20 protein-coding genes are annotated in these 21,173 nt (G+C 63.4%); 7 read left to right on the forward strand and 13 right to left on the reverse strand.

Features of this window, described 5'->3' with window-relative positions; genetic code table 11:
- Window positions 1–174: 174 nt before the first annotated feature.
- Genes tatC through AC5STI_RS07150 form a run of 3 tightly spaced genes read right to left on the reverse strand, consistent with a single transcriptional unit; the run spans window position 175 to window position 1,760 of the window.
- Window positions 175–1,077, reverse strand: coding sequence for a twin-arginine translocase subunit TatC (gene tatC / locus AC5STI_RS07140; protein WP_495446176.1), 903 nt, complete (start codon window positions 1,075–1,077; stop codon window positions 175–177).
- Window positions 1,074–1,538, reverse strand: coding sequence for a Sec-independent protein translocase protein TatB (gene tatB, locus AC5STI_RS07145; protein ID WP_475052889.1), 465 nt, complete (start codon window positions 1,536–1,538; stop codon window positions 1,074–1,076). The genes tatC and tatB overlap by 4 nt, the downstream gene beginning before the upstream one ends.
- A 6-nt stretch (window positions 1,539–1,544) precedes the next feature.
- The gene (locus AC5STI_RS07150) at window positions 1,545–1,760 is read right to left on the reverse strand and encodes a twin-arginine translocase TatA/TatE family subunit (protein ID WP_174144998.1); all 216 of its coding nucleotides are present in this window, start codon (window positions 1,758–1,760) and stop codon (window positions 1,545–1,547) included.
- Between the two features lie 225 nt (window positions 1,761–1,985).
- Here AC5STI_RS07150 and AC5STI_RS07155 point away from each other — a divergent pair, with 225 nt between their 5' ends.
- The 3 genes from AC5STI_RS07155 to AC5STI_RS07165 all read left to right on the forward strand — a co-directional run bounded on the left by AC5STI_RS07155 (window position 1,986) and on the right by AC5STI_RS07165 (window position 3,890).
- Window positions 1,986–2,294, forward strand: coding sequence for a hypothetical protein (locus AC5STI_RS07155; RefSeq protein WP_421053507.1), 309 nt, complete (start codon window positions 1,986–1,988; stop codon window positions 2,292–2,294).
- Between the two features lie 80 nt (window positions 2,295–2,374).
- Window positions 2,375–3,049: a helix-turn-helix transcriptional regulator gene (locus AC5STI_RS07160; RefSeq protein WP_495446177.1), complete on the forward strand. Its 675-nt coding sequence runs from the start codon at window positions 2,375–2,377 to the stop codon at window positions 3,047–3,049.
- Between the two features lie 205 nt (window positions 3,050–3,254).
- Window positions 3,255–3,890, forward strand: a complete 636-nt coding sequence (locus tag AC5STI_RS07165; protein WP_495446178.1) for a DUF998 domain-containing protein — start codon at window positions 3,255–3,257, stop codon at window positions 3,888–3,890.
- A gap of 150 nt (window positions 3,891–4,040) precedes the next feature.
- Here the strand turns inward: AC5STI_RS07165 and AC5STI_RS07170 are convergent, their stop codons facing one another.
- The 5 genes from AC5STI_RS07170 to AC5STI_RS07190 form a co-directional block, all read right to left on the reverse strand.
- Entirely contained in the window at window positions 4,041–4,892 is an 852-nt protein-coding gene (locus tag AC5STI_RS07170; RefSeq protein WP_495446179.1) for a GNAT family N-acetyltransferase, read from the reverse strand.
- 42 nt (window positions 4,893–4,934) lie between these two features.
- Window positions 4,935–6,041, reverse strand: a complete 1,107-nt coding sequence (locus tag AC5STI_RS07175; protein ID WP_495446180.1) for an ABC transporter ATP-binding protein — start codon at window positions 6,039–6,041, stop codon at window positions 4,935–4,937.
- Between the two features lie 230 nt (window positions 6,042–6,271).
- Window positions 6,272–7,321 carry a methyltransferase domain-containing protein gene (locus tag AC5STI_RS07180; RefSeq protein WP_495446181.1) on the reverse strand — a complete coding sequence of 350 codons (1,050 nt, stop codon included), beginning with the start codon at window positions 7,319–7,321 and terminating at the stop codon, window positions 6,272–6,274.
- A 193-nt stretch (window positions 7,322–7,514) separates the two neighbouring features.
- Entirely contained in the window at window positions 7,515–8,636 is a 1,122-nt protein-coding gene (locus tag AC5STI_RS07185; protein ID WP_495446182.1) for a YhaZ family DNA alkylation repair protein, read from the reverse strand.
- Window positions 8,637–8,646: 10 nt separating this feature from the next.
- Window positions 8,647–9,426: an SDR family oxidoreductase gene (locus tag AC5STI_RS07190; RefSeq protein ID WP_495446183.1), complete on the reverse strand. Its 780-nt coding sequence runs from the start codon at window positions 9,424–9,426 to the stop codon at window positions 8,647–8,649.
- Between the two features lie 205 nt (window positions 9,427–9,631).
- Between AC5STI_RS07190 and AC5STI_RS07195 the strand changes: the two genes are divergently transcribed.
- Window positions 9,632–10,657, forward strand: a complete 1,026-nt coding sequence (locus AC5STI_RS07195; RefSeq protein ID WP_495446184.1) for a Hint domain-containing protein — start codon at window positions 9,632–9,634, stop codon at window positions 10,655–10,657.
- A 58-nt stretch (window positions 10,658–10,715) separates the two neighbouring features.
- Here AC5STI_RS07195 and AC5STI_RS07200 read toward each other — a convergent pair whose 3' ends face one another.
- A complete protein-coding gene (locus AC5STI_RS07200) occupies window positions 10,716–12,362 on the reverse strand; it encodes an ATP-binding protein (RefSeq protein WP_495446185.1) in 1,647 nt (548 codons plus the stop codon).
- 183 nt (window positions 12,363–12,545) lie between these two features.
- Here AC5STI_RS07200 and AC5STI_RS07205 point away from each other — a divergent pair, with 183 nt between their 5' ends.
- From AC5STI_RS07205 to AC5STI_RS07215, 3 genes are all read left to right on the forward strand, one after another.
- On the forward strand, window positions 12,546–14,153 hold the full coding sequence (locus AC5STI_RS07205) for a peptide chain release factor 3 (RefSeq protein ID WP_495446186.1): 1,608 nt from the start codon (window positions 12,546–12,548) through the stop codon (window positions 14,151–14,153).
- Window positions 14,154–14,452: 299 nt separating this feature from the next.
- Window positions 14,453–15,841 (forward strand): DEAD/DEAH box helicase, encoded by a 1,389-nt coding sequence (locus tag AC5STI_RS07210; protein ID WP_495446187.1) that lies wholly within the window; start codon window positions 14,453–14,455, stop codon window positions 15,839–15,841.
- Between the two features lie 214 nt (window positions 15,842–16,055).
- Window positions 16,056–16,235: an RSP_7527 family protein gene (locus AC5STI_RS07215; RefSeq protein ID WP_475052912.1), complete on the forward strand. Its 180-nt coding sequence runs from the start codon at window positions 16,056–16,058 to the stop codon at window positions 16,233–16,235.
- A gap of 217 nt (window positions 16,236–16,452) precedes the next feature.
- Here AC5STI_RS07215 and AC5STI_RS07220 read toward each other — a convergent pair whose 3' ends face one another.
- The 4 genes from AC5STI_RS07220 to nuoN form a co-directional block, all read right to left on the reverse strand.
- Window positions 16,453–18,120, reverse strand: coding sequence for a ribonuclease J (locus AC5STI_RS07220; RefSeq protein WP_495446188.1), 1,668 nt, complete (start codon window positions 18,118–18,120; stop codon window positions 16,453–16,455).
- Window positions 18,117–18,899 carry a type III pantothenate kinase gene (locus AC5STI_RS07225; protein ID WP_475052917.1) on the reverse strand — a complete coding sequence of 261 codons (783 nt, stop codon included), beginning with the start codon at window positions 18,897–18,899 and terminating at the stop codon, window positions 18,117–18,119. Before AC5STI_RS07225 ends, AC5STI_RS07220 begins: the two co-directional genes overlap by 4 nt.
- A gap of 12 nt (window positions 18,900–18,911) precedes the next feature.
- Window positions 18,912–19,658 (reverse strand): biotin--[acetyl-CoA-carboxylase] ligase, encoded by a 747-nt coding sequence (locus AC5STI_RS07230; RefSeq protein WP_495446189.1) that lies wholly within the window; start codon window positions 19,656–19,658, stop codon window positions 18,912–18,914.
- Between the two features lie 70 nt (window positions 19,659–19,728).
- Window positions 19,729–21,168: an NADH-quinone oxidoreductase subunit NuoN gene (gene nuoN, locus AC5STI_RS07235; protein ID WP_495446190.1), complete on the reverse strand. Its 1,440-nt coding sequence runs from the start codon at window positions 21,166–21,168 to the stop codon at window positions 19,729–19,731.
- Window positions 21,169–21,173 lie beyond the last annotated feature (5 nt).

Below are 21,173 nucleotides of genomic sequence, written 5' to 3' on the forward strand. Positions count from 1 at the left end.
TTAACAAAACCAGCACGCCCACTGTAGCAGATTACGGCCCGCGCCGGGTTGATCCGGGGAAACCCTGTTTTCGGAGGCAACGGGTGCTGCGTGAACCGGTCCCTTTTTCGGCCGGCCAACAAGAAAAAGGCGCGCCATCGCTGGCGCGCCTTTCTGTCTTGAACCGTCAGCGGCTTACTTGTCCTTGCCGTTCTCGGCCTCGAACTCAGCCATCAGAGGATCGTCGGGATGCGCATCCATCTCGTCCTCGTCGTCATAGTAGCCGTCGGCGCGCAGCTGCGCTTCGCGCTTGGTCTCAACCCTGCGAACCAGGAAAATCGAGATCTCATAGAGCCCGTAAACCACCACAAACAGGATGATCTGGGTGATTACATCCGGCGGCGTCACCAGTGCGGCCAGCACCAGGATCGCCACCACCGCATATTTGCGGACGGATCCCAAACCTTCGGCGCTCACCAGCCCGGCCTTGCCCATCAGCGTCAGCAGAACCGGCAGCTGGAAGCACAGGCCAAAGGCCACGATGAACTTGATCGTCAGGTTCAGATACTCCTGCGCGGAGCCCTGGAACACCACACTGAGGCCCTGATTGACCTCCTCGCCGGTGATCGCCTCGCCAGAGGCGCCGAACTGCTGGAAGCCCAGGAAGAAGTCATAGGCCAGCGGGGTAACGACGTAGAACGCAAAGCTCGCGCCCAGCAGGAACATGAAGGGCGAGGCCACCAGGAACGGCAGAAACGCCCCCTTCTCGGACTTGTAAAGCCCCGGCGCCACAAACCGCCACAGCTGGAACCCGATAAAGGGAAACGCCAGCATAAAGCCGCCCAGGAAGGAGATCTTGATCGCGACAAAGAAACCCTCCTGCGGGCTGATGAAGATCAGCGCGCAGTCCTGACCGCTTTCGGCCAGCACCTCGCACAGGGGCGCGGTGAGGAAGTTGAACACCGGCGTTGCCACGGTGAAGCAGATCACCATGCCAACGATAAAGGCCAGCACCGAATGGATAAGCCGCGTGCGCAGCTCGGCCAGATGCTCGATCAGCGGTGCGGTTGAGTCGTCGATCTCATCCGTCTTGCTCATGATTTGGCCTCTTCATCCGTCTTCAGCGCTGCCTCAGCGGCTTCCGCCTTGGCCAGCGCCTCTTCTGCTTCGCGCGCCTTGCGCTCCGCTGCAGCGCGCGCAGTGGAGGCCTGGATTTTCTTGGCATCCTCGGCCCGCTGCGCTGCCAGCTTTCCGGTCTCGCTGCCGGGGTCGAATTTGGTCGGGTCGATCGACGAGGCCATCTCCTGCGCCGCCTGCTTGACCCCGTCCATGGCTGTGCCCACGGGGTTCGAAGCGGCTTTCAGGCCCTTGGCGACCTCATTGACGCCGGCCTCATCCGCCGCGTCATGCATCGCCCGGCTGAACTCGCGCGCCATCCCCTTGGCCTTGCCGATAAACCGCCCCACGTTGCGGAACAGCACCGGCAGGTCCTTGGGGCCGACGACGATCAGCGCGACAACGCCGATGACCAGCAGTTCAGTCCACCCAAGATCGAACATGGCCGCTTAGGCCTTGTCTTTTTCGGTCTCGGGGGTGACGTCCTTGGCCACGTCCGCGGCGTCCTGCTCCAGCTCCTTGGAGCCTTCGTTGATACCCTTCTTGAACGAGGTGATGCCCTTGCCGACTTCGCCCATCAGCGAGGAAATCTTGCCGCGGCCGAACAGGACCAGAACCACAACGGCGATGAGCAGCAGGCCAGGCAGGCCGATGTTGTTGAGCATGAGAGTCTCTCCTTACGTGATCCGGCGCGGATTTGCGGCGCCGGTGGAATTGTTCGCTACGGGTTTAGCGCGCGGGCCGCTTTGAGCGAAAGCAACAAGCCGGGCAGAAGAGCCCCGCAAAGCCGGATTCCGCAGTTTTTGCCGCCCGCCAGCATTCAACTGACAGGTTTATGTCAGTTGCAAGGCGGTAAATCCACCCCATCACAGCATTCAAGGAGAAACGTGATGAGCAAACATGTCGCCGAAATCGTGACCTTCAAACTGGCCGATGGCGTGAGTGCGGCGGATTTCACCGCCCTGATGCAGCGCACCGAAGGGTTCGTGCGGGCCCAGGACGGCTTTGTCACCCGTCAGCTGAGCCAGGGCGAGGACGGCAAATGGACCGACTACGTGGTGTGGAAGGACATGGCGACGGCGAAAAAGGTGGCGCAGACCTTCATGCAGCAGGATTTCGCACCCGAGGTGGTGGCGGCGCTTGCACCGGACAGCGCAGCCATGCGCCATGAAGAGGTGCTGTGGCAGATGGCGCCGTAACACCCCGGGGCTGCGCCCGCAGGTCCCCGGGCCGGGCGCAGCCCTTGACCTCCTCCCTCCCCTGCGCAAAGGCTAGGCCCATGCGCCGCACCGACCGCCTTTTCGAAATCATCCAGATCCTGCGCGACGGGAAACTGCACCGTGCCCAGGACATTGCCGACCGGCTGGAAGTCTCCACCCGCACCATCTATCGGGACATGGACACGCTCGTCGCCTCCGGTGTGCCGGTGGAGGGAGAGCGCGGCGTCGGCTACATGGTGCGCGAACAGATCAGCCTGCCGCCCCTCACCCTGACACCGGAAGAGCTGGAGGCGCTGAACCTCGGCATGGCGATTGTGGCAGAGGCCGCCGACCCGGACCTCAAGGCCGCCGCCCTGTCGCTGGCGGCCAAGGTGGATGCGGTGCTGCCCGAACAGACCATCGCCGAGGCCGATGCCTGGAAATTCGCAGTCTACCCCTTTGCCGATGCCGCCCGCGGTTTTGCCCATATGCCCACGCTGCGGGCCGCGATCAAAGCCCGCCAGAAGCTGCAACTGACCTACCGCCGGATCGACGGCACCCTGACCGAACGCAAGATCCGCCCGCTGCACATGGAATACTGGGGCCGGGTCTGGACGCTGACCGCCTGGTGCGAAACGCGGGAGGATTTCCGGGTGTTCCGGGTCGACCTGATCGAGGACGCGCAGGCTCTGCCAGAGCTGTTCGTGGACGAGCCTGGCAAGCGCCTGCAGGACTACGACCCTTACGGCGCCTGAGATCCTTTATTCATCTGGCTGAAAATATCCCGGGGGAGCCGCCACCGGCGGCGGGGGCAGCGCTCCCAACCTGCATTTCCGCGGGCGCTGCCTCGACCGTATTCCAGAGAGCACCCAATGCCGCCTCCGCAGGTTGCCCCGCAGGCGCGGAACACTTGGCCTCCCCGTCGCGTTGAGATGCTGACAGCAACAGGATCCAGCGCCGATGTCCCACACACCGCTCCCTCCCTCCCCGTACATCGCCCCCACCCTGATCACTCTGCTCGCCTGTTACGCCGTCCTCGGCTGCGTCCTGCTGGCGGCTTCGGTGGTTGCCGCCGATGTCATCGTGCCGGGCCATGACTGGGTGGCGGACACGATCAGCGATCTTGGCGCCGGCCGCTATGAATTCATCGTCGATTCGGGGCTTTACGCCTTTTCCGCCGCGCTGGTGGCCATCGCCGTGGCCGCCGCCCATGTGCACCTGGGCGGACGCGGCTGGAGTTTCGGAATCGTCGCCTTTGCCCTGATGGGGCTGATCGTCTTCCTGGTCGGCGCGCGCAATGAATACGGCGACAGCGACAACGAGGGCGTGGTGATCCACATTTACCTGGTCTACGCGCTAGGCGTGCTGATGGCGGTCGCGCCCTGGGCGATGGCGCGCGCCGCAGGCCAAATGGGCCAGGGCTACACGTGGCTGCTCAGGGCTATTGCAGTGCTGTGGGTCCTGACGGCGCCGGTGTTCTTCTTCCTGCCCACCGGCATCGACGGCGTTTACGAACGCGGCCTCGGCCTTCTGGCAATTCTTGCCGTCTGCACGCTGGCGCACTTGCTGCTGCGGTACGCACGCGCGCTGCGCTGACCGCTGCCGGCACCCTGTCCGCGGTTCCAGCCTTCATCTTTCCAAAAAAACTCCGGGGGGGGTGAAGCCCGTCCCGGGAACCGTCCGGTGGACGGTTTCAGGGCTGAACGGGGCGGAGCCCCTATCCAAAGACGGCGGGGGCAGCGCCCCCTACCCGAGTTCGAAACTGGTCACGCCGAAAATCAGATCCGTCTCCAGCTGCGGTGCAGTGCCCCGGTACATCCGGGCGGTCTCAAACACCGGCGCCAGCCCCAGGCCGCGTGCCAGATCCATCGCCGCCAAATGCGGCTCTGGCACATCCAGAAACACCTCCTGCCCCGCGGGCAGCTCTTGCAGCAGCCGCGCCAGCACCGCCTCCGCCGCGCCGCGCGTCTCAGCCACCAGCGGCCCGATCTTGCAGCCGCTGCCGCAGGGCCGCAGGGTGCCGAAGCCCGCAAGGCTGCCGTTCCGCAACGCGGCAAAGGAGTGATGCCCCTCCGCCCCCAGCCACTGCTGCCAGAACGCCCGGCGCGGTGCCGGAAAGACGCGGGCGTCCAGCGCCTCCAGCTCCGCCGTTGCGGCGCTCAGCGGCGACAGGTCAAAATCCGCAGACGCCTCCGGCGCCCCGGCAGGCACTCCGCCAAACCGGATGTTTCGGTATGCCAGCTCAAAGCCCGAGCGGCGGTAATTGCCTTGCTGATCCACCACCCCGTCGAGACCGACAACCCGGCTCCCGGCATGTTCCAGCGCCTTTTGCCACAGCGCATACCCATAGCCCTGCCCGCGGTGTTCCGGCGCCACGATGTAAAAGCCGAGGAAGGAAAACTCCTGCCCGTAATTCACCACCGAGATGCAGGCGATCATCTGCCCGTCCAGAAAGCCGCCCCAGAACCCCTCAGGGTCAACGCTGGCAAAACACGCGGCATCGCTGCGGCCGGGGTTCCAGCCTTCGCGCGCGGCCCAGTCCACTGCGGTCTCGATTTCCGCAGGCGTCAACACCCGGATCTGATAGCTGCCCTGCATCTGCGCCTCCTGTGTCACCGGGTGCAGAATGCCCCTTAAGCCTCAAGCGGGAAAGACAAAACAGCGGTTACGGCGCACCGTCAGCCACATCACCCGGCCCTTTTCCGGCAGGAAGACATTCGGCACCGTCGCCTTGAGGATCGAGCCGTCAAAGTCCATGCGGAACTCGACCAGGCTCTCGCTGCCCAGAAACCGGGCGCGCTCCACCACTGCCCGCGCGGCAACGCCGTCGCTGGGGGTCGGCAGCGGCCCCTGGCCGCCGCGGTCGAAGTCGATGCGCAGATGCTGCGGCCGGAACACGATCTCCACCTTGGTGCCATCCGCCACCCCCGGCGCCAGGAACTCGCCAAACGCGGTGCGCGCCAGGGCGCCGTTCACTTCCGCCTTCAGTACGTTCACATCGCTGAAAAACGCCACCGCCGCCTTATCCACCGGATGCGTATAGACGTTGTAGGGCGCGCCCTGCTGCACGATCCTGCCGCCGCGCATCAGCGCGATCTCATCGGCCATCCGCATCGCCTCTTCCGGCTCATGCGTGACCAGCAGGACGGCCGCGTCCTCTTCCTTCAGAAGGCTCAGCGTCTCATCCCGGATGCCGTCGCGCAGGCGGTTATCAAGGCCCGAGAACGGCTCATCCATCAGCATGATCCGCGGCCTGGGCGCAATCGCGCGGGCCAATGCCACCCGCTGCTGCTCGCCGCCCGACAGCTGGTGCGGGTAGCCGTCGATAAAGCGCTTGAGCGACACCCGGTTCAGCAGTTCCTCGACCCGCGCGCGCTTCTCGTCCTTGCTGCCCTTAAGGCCAAAGCCGACGTTGTCCGCAACGCTCAAGTGCGGGAACAGGGCGAAGTCCTGAAACATCAGCCCGATCTCGCGCCGCTCCGGCGGCACCCTGAACACGGTGTCGCAGATCAGCTTGCCATCGACATAAATCTCGCCGCTGTCCTGCATCTCCACCCCGGCGATCATCCGAAGCGTGGTGGACTTGCCGCAGCCCGACGGGCCCAGCAGGCAGGTCACCTGCCCCGCCTGGATCTGCAGCGAGACATCGTCGACCACCGCGCGGCCTTCGAAAAAGCGCCGGATGTTGCGGATCTCCAGCCGCGGCGGGGCCATGGTGCTGTGCATCTCGGCGGGGGCTTTGTTCATGAGGCCTCAGGGCTGTTTCCGATGAAAACGCTTGGGTTCACGCCGGGATAGCAACCCTGCTCAGCCGCCGCAAGCGGTCTGCCCGCACAAGACATGCAGATGAGGGCAGCGCCGGTCCCGGCGGGGCAGGAAGCGAAGCGCCCGCGTCGTGCTGGAAGCACGCCTCCGGCATGACGGGGGGCGGGACCGGCGCTGCCCGGCCTTCGGCCGGGCGGTTCATTCAAATCAATTCAGCAGCACCCCGGTGCAGCGCCGTCCTGCTCCAGCCCGTTAAAGGGCGAATTGCCGCCGCAACCCTCGAAAATCCCGTAATGGGTCTCAAATGAGCCGATGAACTCGAAATGCGGCGCCAGGCGGGTGTTCTGCAGCATCATCCAGGTGTTGCCGCAGACCGGGAACACCTTGCCCGCCTCAATCACGTGATGATCGTCCAGCATGAAACGATGCGGTGCGTGCTCGATGGTGCCCTTGTAGATCACCGCTTGCCCGTAATCCTCGCACGCGGGTTCCAGCGCTGGCAGCTTGAACAGCCGGTAAGTGGCAGACAGGAATTTCAGCGGCTGCACCCGCTTTTCCAGCACCGGGTTCTCGATCGTCAAAAGCCTCGAAGTCACTATCCGCGGGTCCTTGAACCCGGACTCCTTGGCAATCGAAAGGAAGTCATTCCAATACAGCGCCCCGGACAGGCACTCACCGTACAGCACCTCATCCTCCGCCATCGCCTTGGGCACCCGGCGGTCGGCGTAGACGTCGGAGAAATACATCTCCCCGCCCTCCTTCAGCAGATGATGCGCGCCGCGCAGCACCGCGCCCTTGTCGGTGGCCAGGTTGATCACGCAGTTGGAGACGATGATGTCAAACGACTCCGGCTCCAGGTCCAATTCCTCCAGCGTCTCGATATAGCCGTGGCGGAACTCTACATTCGGCTTGGCATAGCCAAAGGCCTCGGCGTGGTAGTCCTGATGGCGCTGCGCCACCTCCAGCTGCGCGGGCGTCATATCGACGCCCACCACTTTGCCATGCTCCCCCACCAGCGCCGACAGCGCATAGACGTCGCGGCCCGCACCGCAGCCAAGATCAAGGATGCGCGCGCCTTCCAGCGCCTCCGGCGCAATCAGCCCGCAGCCATAGTAGCGGGTCAGCACCTCGTCATGGATCTTGGACAAAACTGCCTTCACATAGTCCGGCATGCCGTCCGGCGTGCAGCAGGCGTTGGTCTGGAGGTCATCACTGCCCTGCAGCACCTCGCCGTAATAAGTCTGCACATTTTCATGTTTCATGGGAGCGCCTCTCCTGATGGTTGCGAACCATCGGGATAGCGGCACCGGGGCACCCGGGCAATCGGGCCGGCGGGAGGTCTGACGCAACTGTGAAGGAGCGTGCGATACAAGGCCTGAGGGCGGCGCCCGCCCATGGGGGCGGACGGGTGCTGCCCGGCGTGCCGCCGGGCGAAAGAGTAGTGGTTGCGTTATCTCAACCTTCCGGCAGCAGCTCAAACGCGGCCTCGGCGCGCACCTTGCCGTTCACCATCAGCTCGACCCGGTGCGGCCCGGGCACCAGCTTGAAGGTCGTCGCATCCCCCTTCAGCTTGTGTTTCTTGCCCAGTTCCAGCGTGCCGCCGGTGATCCTGGCCTGCTTCAGCTTGAACACCTTGGCCGAAGCCTTACCGCCAGGGCGCTGAAAATGAAGTATATAATCCACCAGCACCGGCGCACCCGCAGCCCCCTCCAACCGGCACGAAAGGTCCAAAGCTTCGCCGATGCGCACGGCTGCCGGAACAGTGACAACCGCGTCCAAGGCCAGATCCGGATCATACCCCAGCATCGCCATCGCCCGCGGATGGCCCGCCTTCACCAGCCCGCGCAGGGCGTGGGAGGTCATCCAGTCCAGCTCCTTGCGGTCCTGCTGTCCAGCCGCGCGCCAGCCCTCCAGCCGGTCCATCACCAGGTCCGGATCCTTCTTGGCAATGTCATTCAAATGGTTGGCTACCGAGCGGGTGACATAGCGCGTGCCGTCCCCGTGCAGCCGGTCCAACAGCGGCAGCGGACCCCCCAGCTGCAGCCCGACCGCCTCCCCCCAGGGCAGCCGCGGGCGGGTGCCTTCGCTCACCAGCCGCCGCACGTGGTAGCTGCTGTGCCCGGCCCAGCCGTCCATCCGTTCCAGCACCTCAGCAGGCCAGCGGTTCAGGAAGGGGCGGATGGCCCACTCCATCGAAAACCGCTGGGTAATCTCCTCCAGCATATCCAGCGACAGATCCCGGTGCGCCTCCAGGCCCCGCGCGGCGGCATACTCCCCCAAGGGGGCAAAGATGAAATCGCCGAAATCGTCATCCGTCTTGTCCGGGTCCAGCGGCGGCGGCAGCGCCTTCAGCACGATGGGCGCGGCCTCGGGCAAGGCTTCGGGCAGATGCCCCGCCAGCACCTCTGCAATCAGCGTGATCCGCTGCTTCAGCTCCAGCGCCGGCATCTTTGCCATCACCTCAGCCTCGAAAGCCTCAGCATCAAACCCAGCCTCAGCCGCGGAAAAAAGGCCCGCCAGATAGCGGACCTTGTCGCGGTTGAACAGCTGGTCCTTCAGGGAAAACCCGCTGGCCATCCGGCTCTCCTCACATCGTGGTGTTGGTGGCGCCGCCGTCCAGCAGGATGTTCTGCCCGACCATGAAGCCCGCGTGCTGCGAGCACATGTAGGCACAGGTCGCGCCGAATTCCTGACGGGTGCCATAGCGGCCCGCCGGAATGGTGGCACAGCGCTGCGCCTTGGCGTCCTCCACCGAAATGCCCTGCGCCTTGGCCGCGCCGCCGTCCAGCGCCTCCGCCCGGTCGGTGGCGTGAATGCCCGGCTGCAGGTTGTTGATGATGACGCCCTTGCCTGCCACCTGCCGCGCGGTGCCCGCCACATAGCCGGTCAAGCCCGCCCGCGCCGCGTTCGACAGCCCCAGCACCGGGATCGGCGACTTGACCGAGACCGAGGTGATATTGACCACCCGCCCCCAGCCGCGCTCCATCATCCCCGGCACCAGCGCCTTGATCAGCGCAATCGGGGTCAGCATGTTGGCATCCAGCGCCTTGATGAAATCCTCGCGGTCCCAGTCGGTCCACATGCCCGGCGGCGGCCCGCCCGCATTGGTGACCAGAATATCCACGCCCTCAGCCGCCTCCAGCACCTTCTGCTGGCCCTCCGGCGAGGTCACATCGGCGGCCACCGTCACCACATCCACGCCATAGGCATCGCGGATCGCCTGCGCCGACGCCTCCAGCGCCTCCGCCCCGCGGGCGTTCATCACCAGATTCACACCGGCCTCCGCCAGCGCCTCTGCACAGCCCAGCCCCAGTCCCTTGCTGCTGGCACAGACCAGCGCGCGTTTGCCCGAAATACCCAGATCCATTGTTGTCCTCCCTCGGGAATCTTCTCTGCTGGCGCAGAGCTTGCACCGCCCGCCCCCCGAAGGCCAGCCCCGGTGCCCCGGCAGCCAATCGTCAAACCGCCGGAAAATCAGCCCCTTCCGGACCCCTTTCCGCCACATTCCCGCGGCAATCCTACTGGACGGCGCCCCGCGCGCGCACAATTATGCACTCAGACACCAGCCGCTTATGGGACAGACCTTGACCGCCAGCCTCACTTCCGTTCAGGCCCACCGGGCCGAGCATTTCCGCGTTGAGTACGGCGCCAACATGGGCGACCCGCTGAGCGTGCTTGAGGATCTGGTGCTGGATGACATCTACATGCTGGACGCCGCCTCCGCCCCGCAGCGGCTTGGCATCGCCGCCCATCACGACGGCAGCCTCTCCGTCGCGGACAACTCCGCGCTAGGCACCCCCGGCGCCGCGCTGCACCTCGATTGCCTGCTCACCCTGATGCCCGACCGCGGCCCCAACACCGAAATCCTGGTGCTGGTCGAGGCCGATACCGAGGGCTATATCGCCGCCATCTGCCTGGTGCCGCTCGCCCCCCTGCGGCCGCAGATGCCCTATACCCTGGTCAAGGCCGAGCGCGGGCCCGCCCGGCGCAAGCTGGCGCAATCGGCCTGCGTCTCCTTCACCCGCGGCACCCGCATCACGCTCTCGACCGGCGAACAGCGCCCGATCGAGCAGATGCGCCCCGGCGACCGCGTCCTCACCCGCGACGACGGCATCCAGCAAGTCCGCTGGGTCGGCCAGTCCACTCTGCGCGCGGTCGGCGATCTGGCCCCGATCCTGATCCGCAAGGGGGCGCTCAACAACGCCAACGACCTGATCGTCAGCCCCGCCCACCGGCTGATGGTCTACCAGCGCAGCGACGAGATCGGCGCCGGCGCGCCCGAGATCCTGGTCCGCGCCCGCGATCTGGTGAACGGCGACAGCGTGGTGGTGCTGGACGGCGGCTTTGCCGATTACTTCCAGATCCTGTTCGACCGCCACCACATTATCTATGCCGAGGGCATCGCCGCCGAGAGCACCTTCCTCGACCCCGTCACCCGCCCCGCGCTGCCGGAGGATGTTTTCGCCGCCCGCGCTGGAAACGAGCCCGGCGCCCTGCCCGCCGCCCACAAGAGCGGCGCCCACGGCCTGGACGTGAGCCGGTCATTGCTGGACCGGCCGGATGCGGTGGGTGTATTGAAACGGGCGTCGCTTCGCTAATTTTTTATTTAAGTAAGTCGCAAGCTGCTGAATGCCGCTGCGCCAATTCTTTGACAACCTAACCGGGAGCTTTTCCATTCAGACCGGAAGTGCCCGCATTGATATAGCGCAGCATCCGGGCCAATAACGCATTCTTGCGGAAGGGTTTCGCAAGGAAGTCATTCATACCAGCAGCCAGGCAGGCCTCTACGTCGCTGGGCTGGGCGTTGGCTGTAAGAGCTACAATAGGGCATTCGGCCAGACCCGTTGCCTTTTCATACGCGCGGATCAGGCGCGTTGTCTCCAAACCGCCCAAAACCGGCATGGACAGATCCATAAGAATCAGGTCATTGGGATCAGACTTGTAGAGATCCAAAGCGATTTGACCGTTACCCGCAAATTGTAGATCTGCTCCCGAAGACTTCAGCATTTTGCGCAAAAGCAGTTGATTGGTTTTATTGTCCTCGGCAATGAGAACCCGAAAACCAGCTAACGCGTCCGATTTCAGTTCAAGCCGGCTGGCACCGCCACTGGCATGCAGTGCTTTACTTTCGTCAAGGATCGGCTGAATGGCATCCGGTCCGATAGAAGCCTCGTGATCCGGCTGCTTCAAATCCAGACTGACCGAAAAAACCGTTCCTTCGCCAGGGATAGAAGAAACGGAAATTTTCCCGCCCATCCGCTCTACCAACGCCTTGGTGATCGCCAAGCCCAGGCCGGTTCCCTCCACCACTCGCGTAACTTGACGATCAACTTGTTCGAACGCGGAAAAGATCCAGCTGAGTTGATCCTCTTTTATCCCTATTCCCGTATCGGACACCTGAATGCGCAGCGGACGTTTTGCCTCATCTTCCTCTAACGAAACGCGGACGGTGACGTTACCCTGTTCCGTAAATTTGATCGCGTTACCCAGCAAATTCATCAGGATCTGGCGGATCTTGCTCGCATCACCGACATATTCACGCGGGATGGCATCGGAATATTCAGTACGCAGGTCTATCCCTTTGTACGCAGCTTTTGCCCAAAGAAGCGTACCCACATCCTGCACCAGATCCAGCAAGGAAAACGGGGCGTCATGCAGAGAAATCTTGTCAGATTTGATCTTGGAAAAATCCAGAATGTCGTTAATCACGATCAGCAAAGCGTTCGCGGAATTAAAGATGGTGTTCGCAAACAGAGCCTGCTGCTCATCCAATTCTGTCTCTTTCAGGAGCTCGCACATTCCCAAAATGCCGTTCATAGGCGTTCGGATTTCGTGGCTCATATTGGCGAGGAAGCGTTCCTTTGCCTGGCTAGCTTCCTCCGCCTTTTCCAGCGCCATTTTCGTCAGCTCCAACGCTTCGTCACGCTCCTTTTCAGACGTTACATCCGCAGAAGAGCCGACCAAATAAACTACCGAACCCTGATCGTTGAAAACCGGTCTTAGCGTTGTGCGAAGGTTTTTAGGTTTATGTTCCGTCGGCAGCACAATATCATAGGTTGCTTCTTTTCTGGTTTCTATTACCTTGAGGTGCAGGTTTAAGGCGCGGCGCCCGGTTGCCCCTCCGTAAAGTTCAAGAGCAGTCTTTCCTGCAAAATCGCTGTATTCGAACTCAGTGAACTCGCGCGCTTTCTGGTTCATCGCTGCGTAGCGCGGCATGCCATCCGCCCCGACCTTCAAAACGATAACAGCAAGTTCAACCGCATCCAAAACCTCGAAATGGTCAGAAAATTCGTCTTGCTGCACCTGATTTTCTCACTTTGGAGCTGCTCTTGAAGCCTGCCAGTCAACGCCCCTTCAGAAGTGGCACAGAAAACTCATTATCAAATTCATAGACTAAACTGAAGTTAACCCGGAGGACTCTGGCTGTCCGCTATCGCAGCCCCTGTTTTTCTTGCCTCGCGCGGCATTCCTGCTATACGCGCGCTCATGCTGGATTCCGTCACAAACCGCCCCGAACTGCCGCCCGAAATTGCCCGCCGCCGGACCTTTGCGATCATCTCGCACCCGGACGCCGGCAAGACCACGCTGACCGAAAAGTTCCTCCTTTACGGCGGCGCGATTCAGATGGCCGGCCAGGTGCGCGCCAAGGGTGAGGCGCGGCGCACGCGCTCGGACTTCATGCAGATGGAAAAGGACCGCGGGATCTCTGTCTCCGCCTCGGCAATGTCCTTTGATTTCAGCGGCTTCCGCTTCAACTTGGTGGACACGCCGGGCCACTCGGACTTCTCCGAGGACACCTACCGCACCCTGACGGCGGTGGATGCGGCGGTGATGGTGATTGACGGCGCCAAAGGTGTGGAAAGCCAGACCCAGAAGCTGTTCGAGGTCTGCCGCCTGCGCGACCTGCCGATCCTGACCTTCTGTAACAAGATGGACCGCGAAAGCCGGGACACCTTTGAAATCATTGACGAAATCCAAGAGATGCTGGCGATTGACGTGACCCCCGCCAGCTGGCCCATCGGGGTGGGCCGCGATTTCATCGGCTGCTACGACATGCTGCGCGACCGGCTGGAGCTGATGGACCGCGCCGACCGCAACAAGGTGGCGGAAAGCATTGAAATCAACGGCTTGGACGATCCCAAGCTGGCCGAGCACGTGCCGGAGCACCTGCTGGAGAAGCTCTTGGAAGAGGTCGAAATGGCGCGCGAGCTGCTGCCCGCGCTGGACCCGCAGTCGGTGCTTGAAGGCCACATGACGCCGATCTGGTTCGGCTCCGCCATCAACTCCTTTGGCGTCAAGGAGCTGATGGACGGCATCGGCAAATACGGCCCCGAGCCGCAGCCCCAATCCGCTGAGCCCCGTCAGGTGAGCCCGGACGAAAAGAAGGTGGCCGGATTTGTCTTTAAAGTTCAGGCCAATATGGACCCCAAGCACCGCGACCGGGTGGCTTTCGTGCGGATGGCGAGCGGCCATTTCAAGCGCGGCATGAAGCTCACGCATGTGCGCACCAAGAAGCCGATGGCGGTGTCCAACCCGGTGCTGTTCCTGGCCTCCGACCGGGAACTGGCTGAGGAAGCCTGGGCTGGCGACATCATCGGCATCCCGAACCACGGCCAGCTGCGCATCGGCGACACGCTGACCGAGGGCGAGGCGATCCGGGTGACCGGCATCCCGTCGTTTGCCCCGGAACTGCTGCAAACCGTGCGCGCAGGCGACCCGATGAAGGCCAAGCACCTGGAAAAGGCGCTGATGCAGTTTGCCGAGGAAGGTGCGGCCAAGGTGTTCAAACCCTCGATCGGCTCCGGCTTCATCGTCGGCGTGGTGGGCCAGCTGCAGTTCGAAGTGCTGGCCAGCCGGATCGAGATGGAATACGGCCTGCCCGTGCGGTTCGAGGCGAGCCAGTTCACCTCGGCCCGCTGGGTCAGCGGCGGCAAGGCGGCAGTGGACAAGTTCATCAACGCCAACAAGCAGCACATCGCCCATGACCACGACGGCGACATCGTCTATCTGACGCGGCTGCAGTGGGACATCGACCGGGTGGTGCGCGACTATCCCGATCTGAACCTGACCGCGACCAAGGAAATGATGATCTGACGGAAACGCCCGGCCTTCCGGGCGTTTCAATTTGCCCCCTCCTGCGGCCGGCAGCAGATTCGCCGGCCCGGCCGCAGCACCACGATTGCCCTGCACACTGCCCGGTTTCCGGCGGATTTGTTTCCTTTCTGCATAGTCCAGAGGCGAAAATACTGTAAAATCCGGCATTAATTGACGATCGCGCGGGATTTTGATATGCCCCGCATCGAGCTGGAAGCTGCCATCCCGCATGACCATTTGCGGATCCGGCTGGAACACACACGCGCGGGCCAGGTCAGTGTCCGCAATGACGGACACAGATGACAAAATTTACCGATCTGAACCTGAATCCCAAGGTCCTCAAAGCTATTGAGGAAGCTGGTTATGAAACCCCCACGCCGATCCAGGCCGGTGCGATTCCGCCCGCGCTGGAAGGGCGTGATGTGCTGGGAATCGCCCAGACCGGCACCGGCAAGACCGCGTCCTTCACGCTGCCGATGATCACCCTTCTGGCCCGCGGCCGCGCCCGGGCCCGGATGCCGCGCAGCCTGGTGCTGTGCCCCACCCGCGAGCTGGCCGCCCAGGTGGCGGAAAACTTCGACACCTATGCCAAGCACGTGAAGCTCACCAAGGCACTGCTGATCGGCGGTGTTTCCTTCAAGGAGCAGGACGCGCTGATCGACAAGGGCGTCGACGTGCTGATCGCCACCCCTGGCCGCCTGCTGGACCATTTCGAACGCGGTAAGCTGCTGCTCACCGGCGTGCAGATCATGGTGGTGGACGAGGCTGACCGGATGCTCGACATGGGCTTTATTCCGGATATCGAGCGCATCTTCTCGCTGACGCCGTTCACCCGTCAGACGCTGTTCTTCTCGGCCACCATGGCGCCTGAGATCGAGCGGATCACCAACACCTTTCTGTCGGGTCCGGCCCGCATCGAAGTGGCCCGTCAGGCCACCGCGTCGGAAACCATCGAACAGGCCGTGGTCCAGTTCAAGGCCTCGCGCCGCGACCGTGAGGGCAGCGAAAAGCGCAAGGTTCTGCGCGCCCTGATCGACGCCGAAGGCGACAAGCTCACCAATGGCATCATCTTCTGCAACCGCAAGACGGATGTGGATATCTGCGCGAAATCGCTCAAGAAATACGGCTATGACGCCGCCGCCATCCATGGCGACCTGGATCAGAGCCAGCGGACAAAAACACTGGATGCCTTCCGCGAAGGCTCGTTGCGAATTCTGGTGGCCTCGGATGTGGCCGCCCGCGGCCTTGACGTGCCCAGCGTCAGCCATGTGTTCAACTTCGACGTGCCGGGCCACGCCGAGGACTATGTCCACCGCATCGGCCGCACCGGCCGTGCCGGACGTGAGGGCAAGGCAATCACCATCTGCACCCAGCGCGACGAAAAGGCGCTGGATGCGGTGGAGAAGCTGATCCAGAAAGATATCACCCGCCTGGAAAACCCGGTGAAGCCGGAGCCCAAACGCGAGAAGCCTGCCCGCGCCGCGAAGGACGACTCTGGCAAGCCGGATACCGCCAAGGCCGACACCGAGACCCGCACGCCCCGCAAGGAAGATAAACCTGCGCAGAAACACGAACGTTCGTCTTCGCGCGGGAAATACGGCAAGCGCGACGACAAGGTCGTGGTTGGCATGGGCGACCACCTGCCAAGCTTCATCGCGCTCAGCTTTGCGGAGCGCCGCGCCAGCTGACCGGCGCAGCAGAACGTTTCAGGGCCGCTCCTTTCCGGGGCGGCCTTTTTCGTTGATGGGTCCTGCGGCGCGGCCCTCAGCGGCCATGCAGCCGCAGCATGGTGACCTTTGCAGTTGCAGCATACCGGGTCTTCGAACTTGGCCGGTGTCAGCCTGCGGCAACGGGCGTATAGCTTTCGCAACATAGAAACGCGCCATTGATGATGGGCTGAGCATGAACACCAAAGACACCCAAACCCTGACCATTTCCCAATTCCAGGCAATCGAGGCCCGCGCCCACGAGCTGCGCGCAGAGGCTTTTGCCAGCATGATGCGCAGCCTGTTCCGCGCCCTGTTCCGCGCCCCGCGCAAGGTCATCTCCTGCCCCAGCTGCGCCCGCCCGCTGCACGGCTGAAGCTCCTGCCGGGCTCCGGCAGCAGCATGGACATGAAAACGCCGCGCGCCCCATGGGGCCGCGGCGTTTCTCGTTGTACGGAGGCCGCCAGACGCAACAGCGCCGCGGGCCTGTCAGGGCACGCGGCGCTTGGCCCAACGGGGCCTGCTGCATCTTTGGATGCGGCTTGGGCCGGGCGGGAGCACCGCCCTGCCCTGCCATGCGCTGTACCGAAGGATCAGCGCATACGGCTGACCACAACCGTGACCTCGGGCTTCTTTCCGATCTCGCTGTGGGCGCTCTGGCGGGCGATGCGGCGCAGTTCCTGCTCCAGCTTGTCGTCGTCGCGCAGGGTCTTGGCACCGGCACGCATCAGGAACTGGTTCAGGTCTTCCTCCATCACCTCCACCAGCGCGGCCTTGGAGCTGCCGGTTTCCGGCAGGCCCTTGACGTCGCACCAGGGTTCGCCCAGCGGCTCGTCGTCCTCGTCCAGGATCACCGTCACCACCACATGGCCGTTCAGCGCCATCCGGATGCGGTCGCGCACGATGCCGTCCATCGCGCCGTATTTGACGGTGCCGTCCAGATAGGTGCGGCCGGTTTCGATCCACTCGGTCACTTTCGGCGCATCGCCGGTCAGGTCCATCATCATGCCGTTCACAACGACTGCGCTCGCGATGCCCTTCTCCTCGCCCAGGCGGGCGTGCTGGCGCAGATGGCGGTGCTCGCCGTGCATCGGGATCAGCATCTTGGGCTTCAGGAGCTTGTGGATTTCCTCAAGGTCCGGGCGGTTTGCGTGGCCCGACACGTGGTAGAGACCCGAGCTGTCATCAACCACATCCACGCCCATTTCCGAGAACTGGTTGATGATGCGGATGACGCCCTTTTCGTTGCCCGGAATGGTCTTGGAGGAGAACAGGAACAGGTCGCCCTCCTTCAGCTCCAGCCCGCGGTACTTGCCGCGCGCCAGCTGCGCGGTGGCGGCGCGGCGCTCGCCCTGACTGCCGGTGGTGATCAGCATCAGGTTATCGCGCGGCACGTTGGCGGCGTCCTCGGGGCTGATCGTTTTCGGGAAATCGGTCAGCACGCCGGTTTCCACCGCCGCCTCGATCATCCGGCGCATGGCGCGGCCCAGCAGGACAACAGAACGGCCCGCCTTGACACCCGCTTCCGCCAGGGTTTTCACCCGCGCCACGTTAGAGGCGAAGGTCGTGGCAGCCACCAGCCCCTTTGCCTCGGAGAACAGCCTGGTGATTTCCTCCGGCAGCTCCGCTTCCGAGCGGCCCGGGTGCTGCGAGAACACATTGGTGGAATCGCAAACCAGCGCCTGGATGCCGCCGCCCGCAATCTCTGCCCACATTTCGGGGTCAAAGGGCTCACCCACCAGCGGATTGGGGTCCAGCTTGAAGTCGCCGGTATGCACCACCCGCCCTGCCGGGCTGTCGATCACCAGCCCGCCGCTTTCGGGGATCGAGTGGCTCATCGGGGCTACGCCGATTGTGAAGGGGCCGAGTTTGGTTGTTTCCGGCCAGGCCTGCACAGTGTGCACATTGGCCGGGTCGTGGCCTGCCTCCTCCATCTTGCGGCGCGCCAGGTTGGCGGTGAAAGCGCGGGCGTAGATGCGGACGTTCAGATGCGCGTACATATGGGCGATGGCGCCGATGTGGTCCTCGTGGCCGTGGGTGATGAAAATCCCCTCCAGCCGGTCGGCGCGCTCCTTGAGCCAGGTCATGTCGGGCATGATCAGGTCGACACCCGGCGAGGTGTCCATATCGGGGAAGGTCACACCAAGATCGACCAGGACCAGGCGCTCTTTGTTCTGGGGGCCATAGCCGTAGACATAGGCGTTCATGCCAATTTCGCCTGCCCCGCCGAGAGGCAGGTAGATCAGTCTTTCACTGCTCATGCGTCAGTACCGTTTTCCTTATTGTATTTATGGATGATCTGAAGCCCGTGCATCGTGAGGTCGTCCTCGAATGCGTCGAACAGATCTGCGGATTGCTGGAACAAAGGCGCCAGCCCGCCTGTTGAGATGACTTTCATGGCGACGCCGCGCTCTGCCTTGATCCGGGTGCAGATTTCGCGGACGAGGCCGACATAGCCCCAAAACACGCCGGACTGCATGCAGGCGACTGTGTTGGTGCCGATTACATTTTCAGGTTTGGAGATATCCACATGGGGCAGCGCAGCAGCGGCCTGGTGCAGCGCCTCCAGGCTGAGGTTCACACCGGGCGCGATCACTCCGCCGACATAGGCGCCGTCCTCGGCCACCACGTCAAAGGTGGTGGCAGTGCCAAAATCCACCACAATCAGATTGCCGCCGTGAGCGTCGAAACCGGAAACCGTGTTGACCAGGCGGTCGGGGCCGACCTGAGTGCCTTCGTCCACCCGCACCGCAACTGGCAGCAGGCAGCCGGGCTTGCCCACCACCAGCGGCCGTGTGTTGAAATAGCGGTCAGCCAGAACGCGAAGATTGAACACGACCCGCGGGACAGTCGAGGAGATGATCATGTCGGTGATATCCGCCTCGATACCCTGCAGCCGCATCAGCGTGTTGAGCCAGACGTAATACTGGTCCGCCGTGCGCTGCCATTCGGTGGCGGTGCGCCACATGCCGATGAACTTCTCGCCGTCATAGATCGAGAAGACGGTATTGGTGTTGCCGCAATCAACTGCCAGAAGCATTGCTGCTCCTTCCTAGAAATAGATGTCGGCCGCGGGAATGCTGACGCGGCCCTTGGCGGTGTTTAGGACAAGGTTGCCGCTGCCGTCCACCGTTTCAAAGGTGCCTTCGGTTTCAGACGACGCAGTCTTGGCAGTGATCACCTCGCCCAGCTTGGCTGCGCGTGCAAGCCACTCGGTGCGGATCGGCTCGAACCCGTAGGTCGAGAACTGCTGCTCATAGCGGGCAAAGGCACCGGCGACGGCCTCCAGGAACTCTTCAGGCGAGACCTGCACGCCGGTCTCCGACAGGAGCGACACCGGGTAAACCGCGCCGGGCTCCAGCCACTCTTTCATCGGGGTTTCCACCAGATTGACGCCGATACCGACAAAGAGATGATTGACCCCCGCCCCGTTGCCAGCGCTTTCCAGCAGGATGCCCGCCAGCTTGCCGCCCTTCAGCAGCACGTCATTGGGCCATTTCAGCGACAGCCCCTCGCTGCGCCCTGTCACAGCGACGCAGGCATCATAGACCGCCAGCGCGGCAACAAAGCTGCGCAGCGCCGCTTGGTCCGGCGCGCCTTCCGGGCGCATCACCAGGGTGGCGGCAAAGTTGCCCTTGGGGTCTTTCCAGTCGCGCCCGCGGCGGCCGCGCCCCTGGGTCTGGCGCAGCGCCAGGATCCACTCCGGGCCCGCCAGTTCTCCGGCGATGCGGGCGGCCTCATTCAGGGTGCTGTCCAGCTCGTCAAGCACCCGTTTCCCATATCCTGCTGGCCAGCTCATCTGCGCTCCTCGAAAGTGCGAAAAGGCCCGGTCGCGTGACCGGGCCTTCTCAGCCTGCCTGAAAAGCAGATCAATTTACAAGGGTTGCTGCGGCGGCAGCCGCCGCAGTGTCCACACCGAACTGGTAAACCAGCCCGACCAGCATCATCGCGGCAGAGGCCATCAGCGCAACGGTCAGAACCGGAGAGCCCTTCGCCTCGACATCGTCTTCGCCAGTGCCGAAGTACATGTAGAAGACAATCCGGATGTAATAGAATGCACCGATGACCGAGGCGATGGCAGAGGCCACAACCAGCCCCATCAGCCCCGCGTCGACACCGGCCTTCCACACGCCCAGCTTGGCAAAGAAACCCAGCATCGGCGGCACACCGGCCAGCGAGAACATCAGGATCAGCACCGCCAGCGCCTTGCCCGGCTCGCGCGCGGCAAACTGGTTCAGGGCCAGGATATCGGTGACCGGCTTACCGTCCTTTTCCAGCATCAGGATGAAGGAGAAGGTGCCGATGTTCATGGTGACATAGATCGCCAGGTAGACCAGCATCGCGGTGATGCCCGCTTCGCTGCCTGCGGCCAGGCCGATCATCGCATAGCCCATGTGGGCGATCGAGGAGAAGGCCATCAGCCGCTTGATGTCGCGCTGGCCGATCGCCGCGATGGCGCCCAGGAACATCGACAGCACCGACAGCACCACGATGATCTGCTGCCAGTCGGCAATAGCGCCGCCGAATGCGTCATGCAGCACACGCGCGAACAGGCCCATCGCCGCTACCTTGGGCGCGGTGGCAAAGAAGGCGGTGACCGGGGTCGGCGAGCCTTCGTAGACGTCCGGGGTCCACATGTGGAAGGGCACTGCCGAGACCTTGAACGCAAGACCCGAGATCATGAACACCAGGCCGAACAGCATGCCGATGGACATATGGCCCTGCTCTGCCACCTGGATGATGCCCGCGAACTGGGTGGTGCCTGCAAAGCCGTAGACCAGCGAAGCACCGTACAGCAGCAGGCCGGAGGACAGCGCGCCCAGCACAAAGTACTTGAGGCCCGCCTCGGTCGACTTGACGCTGTCGCGGCGCATGGCGGCCACGACGTAGAGCGACAGCGACTGCAGCTCCAGCCCCATGTAGAGCGACATCAGGTTGCCCGCGGAGACCATCATCATCATGCCGACGGCAGCCAGCGCGATCAGGATCGGGTATTCGAACTTCAGCATGCCGCGGCGCGCCATGTAGTCCTGGCCGACCAGCAGCACCGCCGAGGCGCCCAGAAGCAGCGCCACCTTGGCAAAGCGCGAGAAGCCGTCGTCGATGAACATGCCGCCAAAGGCGGTCTGGGTGCCGGCCGGGCTGCTGGCAATCCAGAACGCCAGCACCGCCATAAGCGCTGCAGTGCTCCAGACCAGCGGGGCCGCCAGCTTGTCCCTGGTGGTGTAGACCGCGCCGATCAGCGCAGCCATGGCATAGAGCGCCAGAATGATCTCTGGCAGGATTACAGTAAGATCAGCTTGGATCATCTGCC

It is taken from the genome of Leisingera sp. CC-HEC096, from assembly GCF_059429235.1.